Source organism: Pseudomonas sp. LBUM1653, from assembly GCF_059716115.1.
The window spans coordinates 3,912,322-3,929,658 of record NZ_CP166803.1; the positions used below are offsets into that span (position 1 = coordinate 3,912,322).

The following is a 17,337-nucleotide window of genomic DNA, read 5'->3' on the forward strand; positions in this document are numbered from 1 at the left end:
CCACGTCACTCGCCACAACCGCGCTGCAACACATTCCGTTTACCGGCATTTCGCTATATATTCTTATATATAACGATTCACCCCTCTCGCAACATTTGCCTGTGACGGAGCCGTTTCATGACCCTGCGTGCCTCACGTTTTGCCCCCACCTGCCTGGCGAGCCTGCTCGCCGTGTTCGCCTTCGGCTCTGCCCAGGCGGACGAGGTCCAGGTCGCTGTCGCCGCCAACTTCACCGCGCCGATCCAGGCCATCGCCGCCGATTTCGAAAAGGACACCGGGCACAAACTGGTCACTTCCTTCGGTGCAACCGGTCAGTTCTACACCCAGATCAAGAATGGCGCGCCGTTCGAGGTGTTTCTTTCGGCAGACGACACCACCCCGCAAAAACTTGAAGCCGAAGGCGACGCCGTCAAGGGCTCGCGCTTCACCTACGCCGTTGGCACGCTGGCGCTGTGGTCGGCCAAGGAAGGCTACGTCGATGCCAAGGGCAAAGTGCTGGCCGATAACCAGTATCAGCATCTGTCGATCGCCAACCCGAAAGCCGCACCTTATGGCTTGGCGGCGACCCAAGTGCTGGCCAAAGAAGGCCTGACCGACAAGGTCAAGGACAAGATCGTTGAAGGCCAGAACATCACCCAGGCCTACCAGTTCGTGTCCACCGGCAACGCCGAGCTGGGTTTTGTCGCCTTGTCGCAGATCTACAAGGACGGCAAGATCACCAGCGGCTCGGCGTGGATCGTTCCGGCCGACCTGCACGACCCGATCAAACAGGACGCGGTCATCCTCAACAAGGGCAAGGACAACCCGGCAGCCAAGGCACTGGTTGACTACCTCAAGGGGCCAAAAGCCGCTGCCGTCATCAAGTCCTACGGTTACCAAATCTAAATGTCGCTATCGAGTGCCGACTTTTCCGCCATCTGGCTGACCCTGAAACTGGCGTCCCTGACGACCGTCATCCTGTTGCTGGTTGGCACTCCGCTGGCGTTATGGCTCTCGCGCACCCAATCCTGGCTGCGCGGCCCGGTAGGGGCGATCGTCGCCCTGCCCCTGGTGCTGCCACCCACGGTGATTGGTTTCTATCTATTGCTGGCGCTCGGCCCCCACGGCTTTGTCGGCCAGTTCACCCAATCCCTGGGGCTCGGCACCCTCACCTTCAGTTTTGCAGGATTGGTGATTGGCTCGGTGCTGTACTCGATGCCGTTCGTGGTCCAACCGCTGCAAAACGCTTTTTCCGCCATTGGCACTCGCCCACTGGAAGTGGCCGCGACCCTGCGCGCCGGTCCTTGGGACAGTTTTTTCAGCGTCACCCTGCCCCTGGCCCGACCCGGTTTCATCACCGCGGCCATCCTCGGCTTTGCCCACACCGTCGGCGAATTCGGCGTGGTGCTGATGATCGGCGGCAACATCCCCGACAAGACCCGAGTGGTCTCGGTGCAGATCTACGATCACGTTGAAGCCATGGAATATGCCCAGGCCCATTGGCTGGCCGGGGTCATGCTGGTGTTCTCTTTTGCGGTGTTGCTGGCGCTGTACTCCAGCCGTAAAACCAAAACAGGCTGGAGCTGATCGATGATTCAAACGCGTCTGAAGCTGAGTTATCCGGGGTTCGCCCTCGATGTCGATTTGCAGTTGCCCGGCCGTGGGGTGACGGCACTGTTCGGGCACTCCGGCTCTGGCAAGACCACCTGCCTGCGCTGCATCGCCGGGCTGGAGCGGGCCGATGAGGGTTTTATCCAGGTCAACGAGCACGTGTGGCAAGACAGCGACAAGGGGATTTTCGTCGCACCGCACAAGCGCGCACTGGGTTACGTTTTTCAGGAAGCCAGCCTGTTCCCTCATCTGTCGGTGCTGGCCAACCTGCAATTCGGCCTCAAGCGCATCCCCAAGCCACAGCGCCGGGTGGACATGGCGCACGCGAGCGAACTGCTGGGCATCAGTCACCTGCTCGATCGGCATCCGCAGCACCTTTCCGGCGGCGAACGGCAGCGCGTTGGCATGGCGCGCGCGCTGCTCACCAGCCCGTCACTGTTGTTGATGGATGAACCCCTGGCAGCGCTGGATGCGCAACGCAAAAGCGAAATCCTGCCTTACCTGCAACGGCTGCACGATGAGCTGGACATCCCGGTGCTGTATGTCAGCCACTCCCAGGATGAAGTCGCACAACTGGCCGACCACATCGTCCTGCTCAGCGACGGCAAGGCACTGGCCAGCGGCCCCATCGGCCAGACCCTGGCACGCCTCGACTTACCGCTGGCGCTGGGTGACGACGCTGGCGTGGTGATCCAGGGGCATGTCGCGGCCTATGACGCCCACTACCAGTTGTTGACACTGCAACTGCCCGACACAGACCTGAACATTCGCGTGACTCACACGCCAATGGCCGCGGGTCAGGCGTTGCGCTGCAAGGTCCAGGCGCGAGATGTCAGCCTCAGCCTGCAGGGCGATTACCAAAGCAGCATCCTCAATCGCCTGCCGGTTACGGTGGTCAGTGAAATGCCCGCCGACAACAGCGCCCATGTGCTGGTGCGCCTGGACGCCGACGGCAGCCCTTTGCTGGCGCGTATCACCCGCTATTCCCGGGACCACTTGCACCTGCACCCGGGCCAACGTCTCTGGGCGCAAATCAAAGCCGTGGCGGTGCTGGCGTAACGCCGTGGGCACGACTGCCGCGGCGCGGGGTCAATGGCTGTAACGGCCCCCGATCCCTCGCCCAGGACAATCGCCATGCCCGATGCACTGCCCCGTGACCTGCATTACGTCGACGACACCCAGCCGGGCATCACCCGCAGGAAACTGCGCGGTAAATTCTGCTATTTCGATCCGGCTGGCCAACGCATCGTCGACCCGGACGAAATCCTGCGCATCAATGCCCTGGCGGTACCACCGGCCTACACCGACGTGTGGATCTGCACCGACCCGCGCGGCCACCTGCAAGCCACAGGCCGCGACGCCCGTGGGCGCAAGCAGTACCGCTATCACCCGCGCTGGCGAGAAGTGCGTGACACCGACAAGTACTCGCGCCTGCGGGATTTCGGCCTGGCCCTGCCGAAATTGCGCAAACAACTCGAAGCCTTGCTGGCGGCACCGGGTTTCAGTCGCGACAAGGTCATGGCCACGGTCATCACCTTGCTCGACGCGACGCTGATCCGTGTCGGCAATACCCAGTACGCACGGGACAACCGTTCCTACGGCCTGACCACCCTGCGCAGCCGTCATGTGGAAATCAACGGCAGTGCGATCCTGTTCCAGTTTCGCGGCAAGAGCGGCGTCGAACATCAAATCACCGTCAAGGACCGGCGCCTGGCGCGGATCATCAAGCGCTGCCAGGAGATTCCCGGGCAAAACCTTTTTCAATACCTCGATGAAAACGGTGAGCGACACACGATCACTTCCGCCGACGTCAACACCTACCTGCAAACCCTGACCGGCGCCGACTTTACCGCCAAGGATTACCGCACCTGGGCCGGCAGCGCACTGGCCCTGGCGGTTTTACGCGAGCTTGAGTGGCAACCCGAGTCGCAGGCAAAACAGCATGTGGTGGCCATGGTCAAGGATGTCGCCAGACAGTTGGGCAACACCCCAGCGGTGTGCCGCAAGTGCTACATCCATCCAGCGGTGCTCGATAGTTTTTTGCTCGGTGCCCTGGCGCAACTGCCAAGGCCCAGGGTGCGTAAAAACCTGCGGGCGGAGGAAGTCGCACTGGCAATGCTGCTGGAGAAAATGGCCTCTGAACCGACGAACTGACCTGTCTATTTTTTTGCACGATTGCAAATGACTTCTATAGTTGATCTGTACACGAATCAGCCGCGGTGAAGCCATGGAAGACATTTTCGTCGTCAAGCGCTGCAACAAGATCATCATTCATGGACGCCGGGCTGGAGAAACCGTGCATGAACCCGCTGAGGCCGCTCTCTGGTACCGCATCGCCGATACCCGCACCAACGGCTTCATCGGTGACGGATACGATCTTGAACACGACGCCCAACGCGTATGCCGACAGCTCAACGCCCGGTCACAAATGACGGTCCGCCAAGACTGACGAACATTCGCGAACCGGTTACGGGTCTATACTGAGAAGGCTGAAGGTTCAGCGCCCCATCGGTAGACAGCTCGCTTGCGGCGGGTTTTTTATTGCCAATCTTCAGGTTTCTTCAACGGAGGTGTTCCCCATGTCCGAAAAAGAGTCCATCACCACCCTGCTTACCCTGCTCGATTCCCGTCAGGTTCGCCTGGCTGCCGCGTGCAAGGAAATCGCCGACTGGGTCGATCATCAAGGCGGACACCCGACTGCGCTCAGAATCCGTGATCGTCTGAACGACATCGAGAAGGATACGCCCCTGATCCGCAACACCCTGTCGTCGCTGCGGCCAGTCGAGCCGCCTCTGCCGCGGTTCAGATGATTCCGATCTGGATACCGATGCACAGACACGACCTGACGCGGGACGCATGACCGGCGACGCTATCGTCACCGCGTGTGTGTCTGTCTGATCCTTGAACCCCAACCCAGCCAGGCGCTGGGATTTTTTTTGCGCCCGTGAGCAGCGAACGTCACCCAAGCAGGGTTGTCTAATGATTACCTCGTTACGAAGGAGGCGTTCAGATGGTCACCCACTTCAAAATCAGCGGGCACCTGGCCTGCGGTCACAAGGGCAACAACCTCACCTCCACCCGGGAATTGAATCGGGTGAAATGCAGAAGCTGCCGAAACACCGACGCTTACAAAGAGGCGCGCAAAACCGAACGCAGCGCTACACGCCGCGCCGCACGCAAGGCAAAAGTCGTTCATGTCGCCATTGATTGGCGCCAGTCCTGGATCGAGCGGCTGACCGCCATGGCAGGACTGCAACGGCTGCCACGGGGTTTTCATGGGCAGGCCTTTGTCTAGAGGCAACAAATTTTGGGCCGATCCCGTCGGCCCAATTTTTACTCGTTGTTACCCTGCACGTCTCTTCAACGCTTCTTCTGCACCAGCCCGAGGACTTCCTGCAGCGACATGCGCTTGAAGGACTCCACCAGCCTGCGGCCTTCCTCAGGCCCGGATGAAATGGCCAGCCTCATGGTCGCTTCTCCCAGGTGCCAGATCAAGAAAGCCGCATCCGCCAGTCGCTGAGCGTCGGCCCTTGGTGCTACCCGCAGCATAGCCTGGGCAAGCATGGCGCCGGCGATTCGACTCTCTTGCAATTCCAGCTCAAGCAACTGCTTGTCGGCCTGCATGCCCGACCAGATGTCACGCATGGCCGGTGTCGCCAGGACGATCTCGTAATACTGATCGAGCAGCGCCGAATAGGCCGCTTGCAACCCTTGCACATCCTCGACCGCACCCAGCGCCTCCTCGATACAGCGGCGACTCTGGGCGTTATAGCGTTCGGCCAAGGTGCGAACGATCGAGCTTTTGTCGGGGAAGTACTGGTACAGAGAGCCAATCGAAATCTGCGACAGCCCGGCGATTTCACTCATCTTCACCTGATCGCTGCCTTTGCTCGCAATCAACTCCGTGGCCACCGCCAGAATGCGCTCCTGACGCTCGCGGCTGCGTTGTTGCGCAGGAACGCGTCGACTCGGCACCTGCTGGGACACTTCAGTGGTTTTGTCTGGCACGTGGCTGCCTCTCCGATCAAAAACATGACAATGACTCACCTTAGCATTGCGCGCAGGCGGACCCAACAGGGTGGCATCCATACGTCGGTTTTGCGCTTCGGTCGATTGACGGAAAAACATGAGGGTTTATCATCTTTTAAACATGAGCATCACTCACATTAGTGACTGGAGATGAACGCGATGAAAACCTCTCAAGAACCCATGCTGATTCTCGGCGCGACGGGTAAAACCGGCCGGCGCATCGTTCAACGCCTGCAAGCGCTCGGCTTGCCCGTTCGCCAGGGTTGCCGTGGGTCGAACCCGGCCTTTGACTGGGAGGATCGATCGACCTGGGCCGCGGTGCTTGAAGGTGTTCACTCGGCCTACGTCTGTTATCAACCCGACCTTGCGGTGCCAGGCGCGCTGGAGTGCATCCAGGCATTCACCGACCAGGCCGTTCAACAGGGCGTACGCAAGTTGGTGTTATTGTCGGGCCGCGGGGAGATGGAGGCACAACAGGCCGAAAGCGTGGTGCAGAACAGTGGCGTCGACTGGACAATCCTGAGGGCCAGCTGGTTCTGCCAGAACTTTAGCGAAGCGCACTTTCTCGAGCCGATCCTGCAAGGCGAACTGGCCCTGCCCGTCGGCCCTGTCGCGGAACCTTTTGTCGACGCAGAGGACATTGCCGACGTCACCGTCGCAGCACTGACCCAACCCGGGCACTCAGGTGAGCTCTATGAATTGACCGGGCCACGAGCGCTGACTTTCGCCGAGGCTGTGGCCGAGATTGCCCGCGCGACAAACCGCGACATCGGCTTCATACCCGTACCGGCCGAAAAGTATCGCCAGGCGCTGGAACAGCAACACCTTGCGCCCCCGCTGATCGACCTGGTCATGTACCTGTTCACCACCGTACTCGATGGCCGCAACACAGCGATCGCCGACGGCGTGCAACGAGCGTTGGGTCGGCCGGCGCGGGACTTCAGCGACTACGTCCGGCGCACCGCTGCCGAGGGTGCCTGGGCTCGTCCGATGTGAGGCATTGGCAACAATGGCCTTCCTCGGCTAGGGTCACTTTGCGTATCGAACCGAGGCGTCTTGATTGGCGGAAATCAGCCCATGGAGGAAGCGATGTCATCCACTCGTAATGCCGAACAAACCTATCGGCAGTGGTCCAGCCCGATCCTGCTTGAACTCAAGGAGAGAGAGCATCAAATGACCCCATCAGACCGCGAGGCCCTGCAGACCATTCTGCTGGAAAGAAGACTGATCGATGTCGGCAACCCTAACGGCAGCGATCGGCGCAAGGCAAATTTGAGCAGTGAGGACAAACAGGAATAGCGAGGCGGCCAACCCTTTTTTTGGCGTACATATCCATTCCTGCGGTAACGGCTACTTAGGGTTTCGCCCTTACGGCGACTCACTTTTCCAAACGCCGGAATGCCGGCCCAGCGAAAAGTAAGCAAAAGGCTTTGCCCCAACCACTCGGTGCCTCGCTGTGGCTCGGCATGCCGTAACGAAGGCATTGCTCCGTGGGTCGCCGCGATGGGCCATCCCTGGCCCAGCGCGGCTAAACCGGCGTCCTGCCGGTTCCCCCACTGCGCAATGCCTGCGTTCGGCCATCGTGGTTTAACGGGGCGCCCAAATCTAAAGCCGAGGCGGCCTTATAGCCGACCTGGTTTTGGCAAATCCCCCCAATCCCCTGTGGGAGCGAGCCTGCTCGCGATGGACGTCAACGATAACGCGCCCTGTCTGAATGAACACGTTGTCTGGACGTTTTTCGCGAGCAGGCTCGCTCCCACAGGGGATCGCGGACAAGCCTGCAATCAGGTCGGCTGTCAGGCCGCCTCGCCTGCTTTGGCTTTTGATTTTCTTGCCCCCTCGAGAGGCCGAGTGGAGGTTCTGCGCAGTGGGCAACCCGGCATGGATGCCGGGTTAGGCGCCGCCGGCCATGGATGGCCGATGGCGCCGGGCCCACGGAGCAGGACCGGAGCGAGGGCATGCCGAGCCACAGCGAGGCACCGAACGCCAGGGGCAAGAGCCCTTGGTTACTTGGGGCTCTTCCAAGTGACTCGCTGTAAAAGCGAAACCATAAGTGGCCGTTACCGCAGCAACGGATATACACCCAATCCAAATATGCACCTGCGCCCTGTGCGAAGAACTCTCCTAAGCCGCTCGCTCCAGAGCATCCAGCAAGTTGGCGAACTCCAGCGAAAGCTTATGGCGAGGAGCAAGATGGACAAGGGGAACCGACACTTCGTGAGACTCGCGCATCTTGACCGAGCTGCTCAGGTAAACCGGTAGCAGAGGTATCCCTTCGGCCAACAGCTCATCCACGAGATGCTGGTGCAGTCCGGTGTGTCCGGAGAACTGGTTGACCACCACCCCTTCCACTGTCAGTGACTCATTGTGATCAAGACGCAGCTCTTTTACCTGTGCGATGACGCGATACATTGCCTGGCGAGAAAAGCTGTCGCAGTCGAACGGAATCAGCAATCTGTCCGCAGCCACCAAGGCGCTGAATGTGTAGAAATTCAGTGACGGCGGTGTGTCGATATAGATGCGCTCATAGTCCTCAGACAGTTCAATCAGCAGCTTGCGCAACTTGTTGACCTTGAACTTGCTCTCGAGTTTTGACTGCAGGTCAGACAGCTCAGGGCTGGCGGTCACCAGGTCGAGATTGGCGTAAGGCGTCCTGGTGATGTTCACGCGATTCTTCCTGCCTTCGAAACCGCCGCACAAGGTCTGTTTGAAAAAATCGGCGATGCCCGCAGGAATGTCTTCGTTCATCAGGCCGGTGAGATAGTGAGTCGAATTGGCCTGGGGATCGAGATCAACCAGCAGCGTCCGGTACCCCTCGGCAGCACTCACAGCGGCAAGGTTGCAGGCAATGCTGGATTTTCCAACACCGCCTTTCTGATTGAATACGACACGACGCATGGGACTTGCTCATCCATGAAAAAGGCCAAAGGCCAACTGAAGGAAAGTGTAAGAAGCCGTGTCAATTGTATGACCGAATCATTACAGTTTTACGACAGTGATGGGCGCAAGCCGCGGATTAGAGCGATGGGCTGCCAGTTTGAAGCTTGGTCAGTTTTTTCGAAGCCGCGGCTTGCCGCGAATGATCAAAGAGTCCTTCATGGCGCTTTCAAAGCTTTTTTAAACGTCAGAAACAAACAAGGGTTTGCATCAGCTTTCGCCCGCAAACCCTTGATTTTAGATGGTGCCCGAAGCCGGAATCGAACCGGCACGCCCTTACGAGCGGGGGATTTTAAGTCCCATGCGTCTACCAGTTTCGCCATTCGGGCGGTAGCGCGGTGAAGCAGAGGGGGGAATATATACATCCCGTCCGGGTGAAGCAAGTTTGCGACGATGTTTTTCGCAAACTGGATCGAGCCGATTGTGACAAAAAAAGCTCTTTAAATCATGGATCTACAGAGCTTTTCTACAGCGCTGGGCAAGATCGATAGCAACCCTGCAGCCTTTGCAGCTTGAAATCGACAATATTACCCATTGTTCGAAACGGCCAACCGGCAAGCTCAAACTACCTGATCAAACACACGCGACCCTCCAAAGCTGGTCCAGCTTCGTGGTATAGCTCTGGCTCATCATTTCCCGGCGCATACCCCAATCGGGATGGGTCGGAACACTGGCGGATCGAAGGGTGCCCCTTCCCCACCTTCCGTTGATCTGATCCAGCACCGCCATGACGCGGCTTGCCTCGGCCGGTTGCGAGGTGGCAAACAGATCATCCGTGTACTCGCCTGGCTGGCACAGGTTCAGCAGCATAACCTCCGCTTTGCTATAGGCGAATCCGGGGCGGAATACTCGATCAAGCGCATCGACGGCCGTCCTGGTCAGCAGACGCAGGTCATCGGTTGGATACGGCAAATCCACCACCACACCGTTCGCGTATTTGGCTTCCTCGGGGTTGAACATGCCGGTACGGATACTGACCCTGATCTTCTTGCACAGAGAATTCTGCGCCCTGAGCTTTTCCGAGGCACGCATCATGTAGGTGGCGACCGCCTCCTTGATAGGTGGGAGTTCCTTCAGCCTCATGCCGAACATTCGGCTGCAGCAGATCTCCTGCTTCGGCGGGTCCGGCTCATCCAGCTCCAGGCACGGCGTGCCCGCCAGTTCCCGGGCGGTCTTCTCGATCACCACGCTGAAGTGTTTGCGCAGCGACCAGGCATCCGCCTTGGCCAGGTCCATGGCTGACTTGATGCCCAGCGCGTTCAAGTGCATTTTCATGCGCCTGCCCACGCCCCACACTTCACCCACGTCGGTGTTGCGCAGTACCCAATCTCGCTTTGCCGGGTCGCAGATATTCACGACACCGCCAGTCTGGGCCTGCAAGCGTTTAGCCGTGTGGTTGGCCAACTTGGCCAGGGTCTTGGTGGGAGCGATGCCAACGCCGACCGGGATACCGGTGCACCGCAGCACCTGGCTGCGAATCCGTCGACCGAGAACGTCCAGCCCTTCGATACCGGACAGGTCGGCGAAAGCCTCATCGATGCTATACACCTCGACCGCTGGCACCATCGACTCGATTAGCGTCATCACCCGTTCGCTCATATCGCCATACAGGGCGTAGTTCGATGAGAAGGCGACAATGCCCTGCTGTCGAAGTTTGTTCTTTATCTGGAAATACGGCTCACCCATTTTCACGAAAGGCTTCGCGTCGTAGCTGCGTGCGATAACGCAGCCATCGTTGTTCGAGAGGACGACGATCGGGACCTTGGCCAGGTCCGGGCGAAACACCCGCTCGCAACTGGCATAGAAGCTGTTGCAATCGATAAGACCGTAGACCGGCGCTGGCTTAGACATGGCTGCGCACACTGCCCGTGATCACACCCCAGATCGACAGCTCGTCACTTTCCAGAACATACCGCGGGGGGTATTTGGGGTTCTCCGACAGCAGGATCACGTCCTTTCCCCGAATGCACAGGCGCTTGCAAACCGGATCGTTGTTCAGCAATGCAACGACGATATGGCCATGAGCCGGTTCAAGCGAGCGGTCCACTACCGCCAGATCACCCTCGAAAATTCCCGCCCCTTGCATGCTCTCCCCGGTGATCGATACCAGGTAGACGTGCGGTGCGCGGATGTTCAGCACTTCATCCAGAGAGATGTGCGCCTCGATGTGATCCGCTGCCGGCGATGGAAAACCTGCCGGCACCTGGAACAGACAGAGCGGCAGTTTCCGACCACCCTGGGCAATAGGTCCTAAAATTGCAAAGCTCATGACGCACGACTTCCAATACTGTACGAATATACAGTTAACGACCAGAAGGCCTTGCGGTCAATTTTTTTGTAGGAAATACCTGATGGGCGGGTAAGTTATGTGCGGACGACTTTCGCGCCGCCTAACAATTGCGGAACACACCACTTTCCTGAGACCAATAAAAAACCCCGCAGATCATTCGATCTGCGGGGTTGTTTATAGTGGAGGCCGAGGTCGGAATCGAACCGGCGTAGGCGGATTTGCAATCCGCTGCATAACCATTTTGCTACTCGGCCTCAAAACATCTGTTGTCAGTAGCGCGACATCAAATGCGTAAAACTTGGAGCGGGAAACGAGACTCGAACTCGCGACCCCGACCTTGGCAAGGTCGTGCTCTACCAACTGAGCTATTCCCGCGTCTTGGTGTGGCGCATTCTATAGAATCCAGAAGCCCCGTCAACCCCTTGATTCAAAAAAGTTTTATTTCTTTTGCACGTCAGTCTTCAGATGCGGCCAGGCAGCCCGCAGGTACTGAACCATGGACCACAATGTCAGGCCTGCGGAGACCATCAGCAAGGCGTATCCCAACAGGACCCAAAAGCTGAAATCCGATGGATTGGCCAGCAGGATCACCAGCGCCAGCATTTGCGCGGCGGTTTTCCATTTTCCCAGGTTCGACACGGCCACGTGCGCACGGGCACCGAGTTCGGCCATCCATTCGCGCAAGGCCGAGACCACGATCTCGCGACCGATGATCACGGCAGCCGGCAGCGTGAGCCACAGGTTGCCGTGTTCCTGTACCAGCAACACCAGGGCGACGGCGACCATCAGCTTGTCGGCCACCGGGTCGAGGAAGGCCCCGAACGGCGTGCTTTGTTCCAGGCGTCGGGCCAGGTACCCGTCCAGCCAGTCAGTGGCGGCGGCGAAGGCGAAGACCGAGGCTGACGCCAGGTAACTCCAGTGGTAAGGCAGGTAGAACAGCAAAATGAAGATCGGTATGAGCAGGACACGTAGAACGGTAATCAGATTAGGGATATTCATCGGCACAACTGGCTACGAGGTGAGGGGGGCATTCTACTCGCTGTGCAGATTGGCATAAATCAACTCTGCGAGCTTTTTACTGATCCCGGGGGCTTTGGCGATCTCTTCGATGCTGGCACGAGACAGCTCCTGCAATCCACCAAAATGTTTGAGCAAATCGCGGCGACGTGTCGGCCCGACCCCGGCAACGCCTTCAAGGGTCGAGGTGCGCCGGGTTTTCCCGCGTCGCGCGCGGTGCCCGGTAATCGCAAAACGGTGGGCTTCGTCGCGAATCTGCTGGATCAGATGCAGCGCGGGGGAATCACCGCGCAAGGTGAATTCGTGGGCGGCGTCGTTGAGGTACAGGGTTTCGAAACCGGCCTTGCGCGTCGCACCCTTGGCCACGCCGAGCAGGATCAGGTCGGGGACCGCCAGCTCATTGAGCACGTCGCGAGCCATCGACAGCTGGCCCTTGCCGCCATCGACCAGCAGGATGTCCGGCAGCTTGCCCTCCCCGTCCTTGAGCTTGCTGAAGCGTCGGGTCAGCGCCTGGTGCATGGCGGCGTAGTCATCGCCCGCCGTAACGCCTTCGATGTTGTAGCGCCGGTAATCGGACTTGATCGGGCCTTCGGGGCCAAACACCACGCACGAGGCCACGGTCGCCTCCCCGCTGGAGTGACTGATGTCATAGCACTCGAGGCGCTGGGGTGGCTCGTCCAGCTTGAGCACTTCTGCCAGGGCGTCGAAACGCGCAGCAACGTGTTGCCGGTTGGCCAGGCGCGCGCCCAGGGCCTGCTCAGCATTGGTCACCGCCAATTGCTGCCAGCGCGCACGCGTACCGCGCACCCGGTGGCTGATGGTCAGTTCGCGACCGCGCAGCTCGTCAATGGCCGCGATCAGTGTCGGAAAATCTTCGTGAACCACATTGACGATCAGCTCGCTCGGCAAGTCGCGTTCGGGACTGCTGATGTAGTACTGGCCGAGAAACGCCGCCATGACTTCTGACACGTCTTCTTCGATACCCACCTGCGGGAAGAAGTTCTTGCTTCCCAGCACTCGCCCGCCGCGCACACTGATCAGGTGAACACAGGCGCCGCCCGGATTGACGAACGCCGCAATTACATCGACGTCGCCCGTGCCGCCTTCCATGCTCTGTTGATCCTGAACCCGGCGCAGCAGCGAAATCTGATCGCGCAGTTCGGCGGCACGCTCGAATTCGAGGTTGATCGCCGCCTCTTCCATGGCCGCGGACAACTCGTCGCTCAACGCGTTGCTGCGACCCTCGAGGAACATCACCGAGTGCCGCACATCTTCGGCATACACCTGTGGGTCGACCAGGCCGACACAAGGTGCCTTGCAGCGCTTGATCTGGTATTGCAGGCAAGGCCGCGTGCGGTTCTTGTAATAGCTGTCTTCGCATTGGCGAACGAAAAAGGTCTTTTGCAGCAGGCTCAGGCTTTCGCGAATCGCTCCGGCACTCGGATAGGGACCGAAGTATTTGCCCTTGGCCTTCTTCGCCCCGCGGTGGATGCTCAAGCGTGGAAACTGGCCATCGGAGAGAAAAACGTAAGGGTAGGATTTGTCGTCGCGCAGCAGGATGTTGTACGGCGGACGCCACTCCTTGATCAACGTCTGCTCAAGTAGCAAGGCTTCGGTTTCATTGGCCGTGATTGTCGTTTCGACCTGGGCGATACGGGCGACCAGCGCTGCTGTCTTGGGGGCCAGGCCGGTTTTTCGAAAGTAGCTCGACAGGCGATTCTTGAGATTCTTGGCCTTGCCGACGTAGAGCAGGCGCGCATCGCTGTCGAACATGCGATAGACACCGGGGCGCCCGCTGACCGTCGACAGGAAGGCGCTTGGATCGAATTTTTCAGTCATTTTCAGAGGCTGGCATCAACCATGCCGTGACGCACCGCCAACAGCGTCAACTCGACATCGCTGCTGATCGAAAGCTTTTCGAAAATGCGATATCGGTAGGTGTTCACGGTTTTCGGCGACAGGCACAACTTGTCGGAGATGATCTGGACTTTCTGGCAGCCGACGATCATCAGTGCGATCTGGATTTCCCGCTCCGACAGGGCGTCAAAGGGCGAATCGTTGGTCGGCTGGAAAGACTTGATCGCCAGTTGCTGGGCAATTTGCGGGCTGATGTAGCGCTGCCCGGCAAACACCAGGCGGATGGCCTGGACCATTTCCGGCAATCCGGCACCCTTGGTCAGATAGCCCGCTGCACCGGCTTGCAACAGTCGCGTGGGAAACGGATCTTCCTCGCACACGGTCACCGCGACGACCTTGATGTCGGGATGGCTGCGCAATAATTTGCGGGTGGCTTCAAGACCGCCGATCCCGGGCATTTTGACGTCCATCAAGACCACATCGGGTTTCAACTCGCGCGCCTTGAGCAGGGACTCTTCCCCGGACTCTGCCTGGCCGACTACTTGCAGGCCATCGATGTCAGCCAGCATTCGCGTAATGCCTGTACGAACGAGATCATGGTCATCGACTACTAGCACCCTAATCAAGCAGACACCTCGCGATATGATCTTATTTGGATTGCCCGCCACCTTAGCAAAAAGCATCTGGCAGACCTAGCGCCAAGCGTTATATAAAAAGTTTCCATTCATCTTCTCGGGCCTGACGGCAGCGTGTTTCAGCGTGGCGTAGCGGATACGTCGCGCTCCATGCGCAGGAAACACTCGTCCCTGCCCACCACCTTCAAGCCCTTGCGTTCGTACAAGGTTCGCGCCGGGTTATTTTCGAAAACCGTCAAGCGCAAGACCGGGCGCTGCTCCCTGCACGCCAGTGCCAATACCTGATCGATCGCCCAGGAACCGGCACCCTGCCCTCGATACGCCTGGCCAATATGCAGTTCGCGAATGTACAGCGCCCGGGCATCCCGACTCAGGCTGACGAACCCCAGTCGACGCTCGCCGCGCACAATCACCCGGTTGTCACGTCCGGCCCAGGCGACATCGAAGGCTTCGTCCAGCCACAACAAATCGTGCTGGATGTAATACCGCAGCATGTTGACGCACGTCAGGTCCCGGGCGAAATCGAGGTCGTGGTCCGTCGCCGGGCGCCAATCAACATCCGGCAAGCCCCGGCGAACGTCGTGCAATGGCGTCATGCTTGATCCTGTGACGGTGCGTCGTTTTCAAAAAACAAGGAGTGTGTCACAACCTCACGGGCACTCAAGCGATAGAAAACGCCGTCGATGATCGATAGCATTTTCTGATTGAATCCTCGTACCGGCCTCTAGTAAGCTCGGTGCATTCATCGGAGACCGACCATGTTCAACGCCCGCCCACCGCTTCGTACCGCCAGCGCCCCGCGCTCGGTTGCGGCTGCCCGGGTGAACGACGTGTGCGCTCCGGCAAGTTTTTATTTTGGGTATTGGTTTAGCCACTGGCGCGCCTGATACCCACACGGCGCCCACTTCAAACGGGTCGCCACCAGAGAATTTTCAACCCCCGGTCGGCCTCCCGACCGGGGGTTTTGTTTTTTTGGGGCCGCCACTCGCTCCAGACACGTTTAGCGACACACCGCCATCAAGAGGATTTTACAAATGAACTACGCCACTTATTACCGTCACGACAGTTTTACCGCCTGGCGATTTACCACCCTCCGCTCGGGACAGCCTGCCGCCTCCGATCGGTCACCCACCGGTGGCAAGCACACACACGCAGCCAATCCGGCCAATTGTCGAACACCCCAGTAGGGCCGAGCGCGCGGGAACGACCCGCCGCCGCCCAGGAAGCCTGAACATGAACTCGTCCGTCTCTGCTCTGCCACTGTCGACCCTCAACCCTGCCAACGAAGCGCTGACCCTGCGCCTGCCAAGTTCGTTGCAACTCAAACAACAATTGCCACTGAGCAACGCCCTGGCCCGGCAAGTCGCGGCTCACCGCCAGGCGGTTCGCGCGATCCTCGACGGTGAAGACTCCCGCCTGCTGGTCATCGTCGGCCCCTGCTCGATCCATGATCCGCAATCAGCGCGCGAATACGCCGACAATCTGGCTCGCCTGGCCGTCGACGTCAGCGACCAGATGCTCCTGGTGATGCGCGCCTACGTCGAAAAACCTCGCACCACGGTCGGCTGGAAAGGCCTGGCCTACGATCCGCACCTGGATGGCAGCGATGACATGGCCGGCGGCCTGACCCTGTCCCGCGAGCTGATGCGTGAAATGCTCATGCTCGGCTTGCCGGTGGCGACTGAACTGCTGCAACCCATGGCCGCGGGCTACTTCGATGACCTGCTGAGCTGGGTGGCCATTGGCGCCCGTACCACCGAATCGCAGATCCATCGGGAGATGGCCAGCGGCCTGGGCATGCCGGTAGGCTTCAAGAACGGCACCGACGGCGGTGTCGGCGTGGCCTGTGACGCCATGCGCTCGGCCGCCCACCCGCATCGCCATTTCGGTGTCGACAGCCAGGGCCATCCCGCGATCATCCAGACCCCGGGCAACGCGGACACCCACCTGGTGCTGCGCGGCGGTCATCACGGCCCGAATTACGACCGCGCCAGCATTGCCCGCGTGCACGGCGACTTGACCCGACTGAAGATCCCGGCCCGGATCATGGTCGACTGCAGCCACGCCAACAGCAGTAAAGATCCGCTGCGCCAACCCGCTGTGTTCAATGACGTACTGGAACAACGTCTGCAGGGTGATCGCTCGCTGATCGGCATGATGGTCGAAAGTCATTTGTTCGAAGGCTGCCAGCCGCTGAGCCCGTCGCTGAAGTACGGCGTTTCGGTCACCGACGGCTGCCTGGGTTGGAGCGGGACAGAACAGCTGTTGCGCCAGGCGGCGGAGCGGCTACGGACACAGGAAAACCGCTGACGTGTCCTGCGCCAACCCTTCTTCTTGCGCAGATGGGTTGGGGGCTGCAGGTGCATATTTGGATTGGGTGTATATCCGTTGCCGCGGTAACGGCCACTTATGGTTTCGCTTTTATAGCGAGTCACTTGGAAGCACGGAACGCCGCCCGACCTGTAGGAGCGAGCCTGCTCGCGATGGACCTGAGAGCACCGTGGGGTGTCTGGTGCCCAGCGTCATCGTTGACGACCATCGCGAGCATGCTCGCTCCTACAGGGCCCGCCGCGATGGGCCCTCCTTGGCCCAGCGCGGCTAACCCGGCATCCATGCCGGTTTACCCACTGCGCAGAACCTCCACTCGGCCTCTCGAGGGGGCAAGAAAATCAAAAGCCAAAGCAGAGCGAGGCGGCCTTAAAGCCGACCTGATTGCAGGTTTGTCCGCGATCCAACTGTGGGAGCGAGCTTGCTCGCGATGGACGTCTAGACAACACGATCATCCAGACAGGGCGCGTTATCGTTGACGTCCATCGCGAGCAGGCTCGCTCCCACAAGGGATTGGGGGTATCTGCAAAAGTCAGGTCGGCTGTCAGGCCGCCTCGCTTTTGTTTTTGATCTGGGGAGCCCCGTTAAACCACGATGGCCGAACGCAGGCATTGCGTAGTGGGTAAACCGGCAGGACGCCGGTTTAGCCGCGCT

18 protein-coding genes and 3 tRNA genes are annotated in these 17,337 nt (G+C 59.6%); 10 read left to right on the forward strand and 11 right to left on the reverse strand.

Features of this window, described 5'->3' with window-relative positions:
• Positions 1-117: 117 nt before the first annotated feature.
• From modA to ACA054_RS17480, 7 genes are all read left to right on the forward strand, one after another.
• A complete protein-coding gene (gene modA / locus ACA054_RS17450; RefSeq protein ID WP_497685362.1) occupies positions 118-885 on the forward strand; it encodes a molybdate ABC transporter substrate-binding protein in 768 nt (255 codons plus the stop codon).
• Positions 886-1,566, forward strand: a complete 681-nt coding sequence (modB, locus tag ACA054_RS17455) for a molybdate ABC transporter permease subunit (RefSeq protein WP_497685363.1) — start codon at positions 886-888, stop codon at positions 1,564-1,566.
• Between the two features lie 3 nt (positions 1,567-1,569).
• The gene (gene modC, locus ACA054_RS17460) at positions 1,570-2,649 is read left to right on the forward strand and encodes a molybdenum ABC transporter ATP-binding protein (RefSeq protein WP_497685364.1); all 1,080 of its coding nucleotides are present in this window, start codon (positions 1,570-1,572) and stop codon (positions 2,647-2,649) included.
• A 75-nt stretch (positions 2,650-2,724) separates the two neighbouring features.
• A complete protein-coding gene (locus tag ACA054_RS17465; RefSeq protein ID WP_497685365.1) occupies positions 2,725-3,744 on the forward strand; it encodes a DNA topoisomerase IB in 1,020 nt (339 codons plus the stop codon).
• Between the two features lie 73 nt (positions 3,745-3,817).
• Positions 3,818-4,039 carry a hypothetical protein gene (locus ACA054_RS17470; protein WP_497685366.1) on the forward strand — a complete coding sequence of 74 codons (222 nt, stop codon included), beginning with the start codon at positions 3,818-3,820 and terminating at the stop codon, positions 4,037-4,039.
• Positions 4,040-4,169: 130 nt separating this feature from the next.
• Entirely contained in the window at positions 4,170-4,400 is a 231-nt protein-coding gene (locus ACA054_RS17475) for a hypothetical protein (protein WP_046820095.1), read from the forward strand.
• Between the two features lie 200 nt (positions 4,401-4,600).
• The gene (locus tag ACA054_RS17480; protein ID WP_497685367.1) at positions 4,601-4,885 is read left to right on the forward strand and encodes a hypothetical protein; all 285 of its coding nucleotides are present in this window, start codon (positions 4,601-4,603) and stop codon (positions 4,883-4,885) included.
• A gap of 65 nt (positions 4,886-4,950) precedes the next feature.
• Here the strand turns inward: ACA054_RS17480 and ACA054_RS17485 are convergent, their stop codons facing one another.
• A complete protein-coding gene (locus tag ACA054_RS17485) occupies positions 4,951-5,598 on the reverse strand; it encodes a TetR/AcrR family transcriptional regulator (RefSeq protein WP_497685368.1) in 648 nt (215 codons plus the stop codon).
• A 180-nt stretch (positions 5,599-5,778) separates the two neighbouring features.
• On the opposite strand from ACA054_RS17485, the gene ACA054_RS17490 reads away from it, so the two are divergent.
• Positions 5,779-6,615: an NAD(P)H-binding protein gene (locus ACA054_RS17490; protein WP_497685369.1), complete on the forward strand. Its 837-nt coding sequence runs from the start codon at positions 5,779-5,781 to the stop codon at positions 6,613-6,615.
• Between the two features lie 93 nt (positions 6,616-6,708).
• Positions 6,709-6,918, forward strand: a complete 210-nt coding sequence (locus ACA054_RS17495; protein ID WP_497690328.1) for a hypothetical protein — start codon at positions 6,709-6,711, stop codon at positions 6,916-6,918.
• 825 nt (positions 6,919-7,743) lie between these two features.
• Here ACA054_RS17495 and ACA054_RS17500 read toward each other — a convergent pair.
• From ACA054_RS17500 to ACA054_RS17545, 10 genes are all read right to left on the reverse strand, one after another.
• Complete coding sequence (locus ACA054_RS17500) at positions 7,744-8,517, reverse strand: ParA family protein (protein WP_497685370.1); 774 nt, start codon at positions 8,515-8,517, stop codon at positions 7,744-7,746.
• Positions 8,518-8,798: 281 nt separating this feature from the next.
• Positions 8,799-8,885: transfer RNA gene (locus ACA054_RS17505), tRNA-Leu, on the reverse strand.
• Between the two features lie 244 nt (positions 8,886-9,129).
• On the reverse strand, positions 9,130-10,407 hold the full coding sequence (gene umuC / locus ACA054_RS17510) for a translesion error-prone DNA polymerase V subunit UmuC (RefSeq protein WP_497685371.1): 1,278 nt from the start codon (positions 10,405-10,407) through the stop codon (positions 9,130-9,132).
• Positions 10,400-10,825 carry a LexA family protein gene (locus ACA054_RS17515; protein ID WP_497685372.1) on the reverse strand — a complete coding sequence of 142 codons (426 nt, stop codon included), beginning with the start codon at positions 10,823-10,825 and terminating at the stop codon, positions 10,400-10,402. Before ACA054_RS17515 ends, umuC begins: the two co-directional genes overlap by 8 nt.
• Positions 10,826-11,026: 201 nt before the next feature.
• Positions 11,027-11,100: transfer RNA gene (locus ACA054_RS17520), tRNA-Cys, on the reverse strand.
• A 45-nt stretch (positions 11,101-11,145) separates the two neighbouring features.
• Positions 11,146-11,221, reverse strand: a tRNA-Gly gene (locus ACA054_RS17525).
• 63 nt (positions 11,222-11,284) lie between these two features.
• Positions 11,285-11,845 (reverse strand): CDP-diacylglycerol--glycerol-3-phosphate 3-phosphatidyltransferase, encoded by a 561-nt coding sequence (gene pgsA, locus ACA054_RS17530; protein ID WP_497685373.1) that lies wholly within the window; start codon positions 11,843-11,845, stop codon positions 11,285-11,287.
• A 33-nt stretch (positions 11,846-11,878) separates the two neighbouring features.
• Complete coding sequence (gene uvrC / locus ACA054_RS17535; RefSeq protein WP_497685374.1) at positions 11,879-13,702, reverse strand: excinuclease ABC subunit UvrC; 1,824 nt, start codon at positions 13,700-13,702, stop codon at positions 11,879-11,881.
• Between the two features lie 2 nt (positions 13,703-13,704).
• Entirely contained in the window at positions 13,705-14,346 is a 642-nt protein-coding gene (gacA, locus tag ACA054_RS17540; protein ID WP_008015884.1) for a response regulator transcription factor GacA, read from the reverse strand.
• A 128-nt stretch (positions 14,347-14,474) separates the two neighbouring features.
• Complete coding sequence (locus ACA054_RS17545; RefSeq protein WP_497685375.1) at positions 14,475-14,951, reverse strand: GNAT family N-acetyltransferase; 477 nt, start codon at positions 14,949-14,951, stop codon at positions 14,475-14,477.
• 637 nt (positions 14,952-15,588) lie between these two features.
• Here ACA054_RS17545 and ACA054_RS17550 point away from each other — a divergent pair.
• Positions 15,589-16,665 carry a 3-deoxy-7-phosphoheptulonate synthase gene (locus ACA054_RS17550; RefSeq protein ID WP_497685376.1) on the forward strand — a complete coding sequence of 359 codons (1,077 nt, stop codon included), beginning with the start codon at positions 15,589-15,591 and terminating at the stop codon, positions 16,663-16,665.
• The last annotated feature ends 672 nt before the right edge of the window (positions 16,666-17,337 follow it).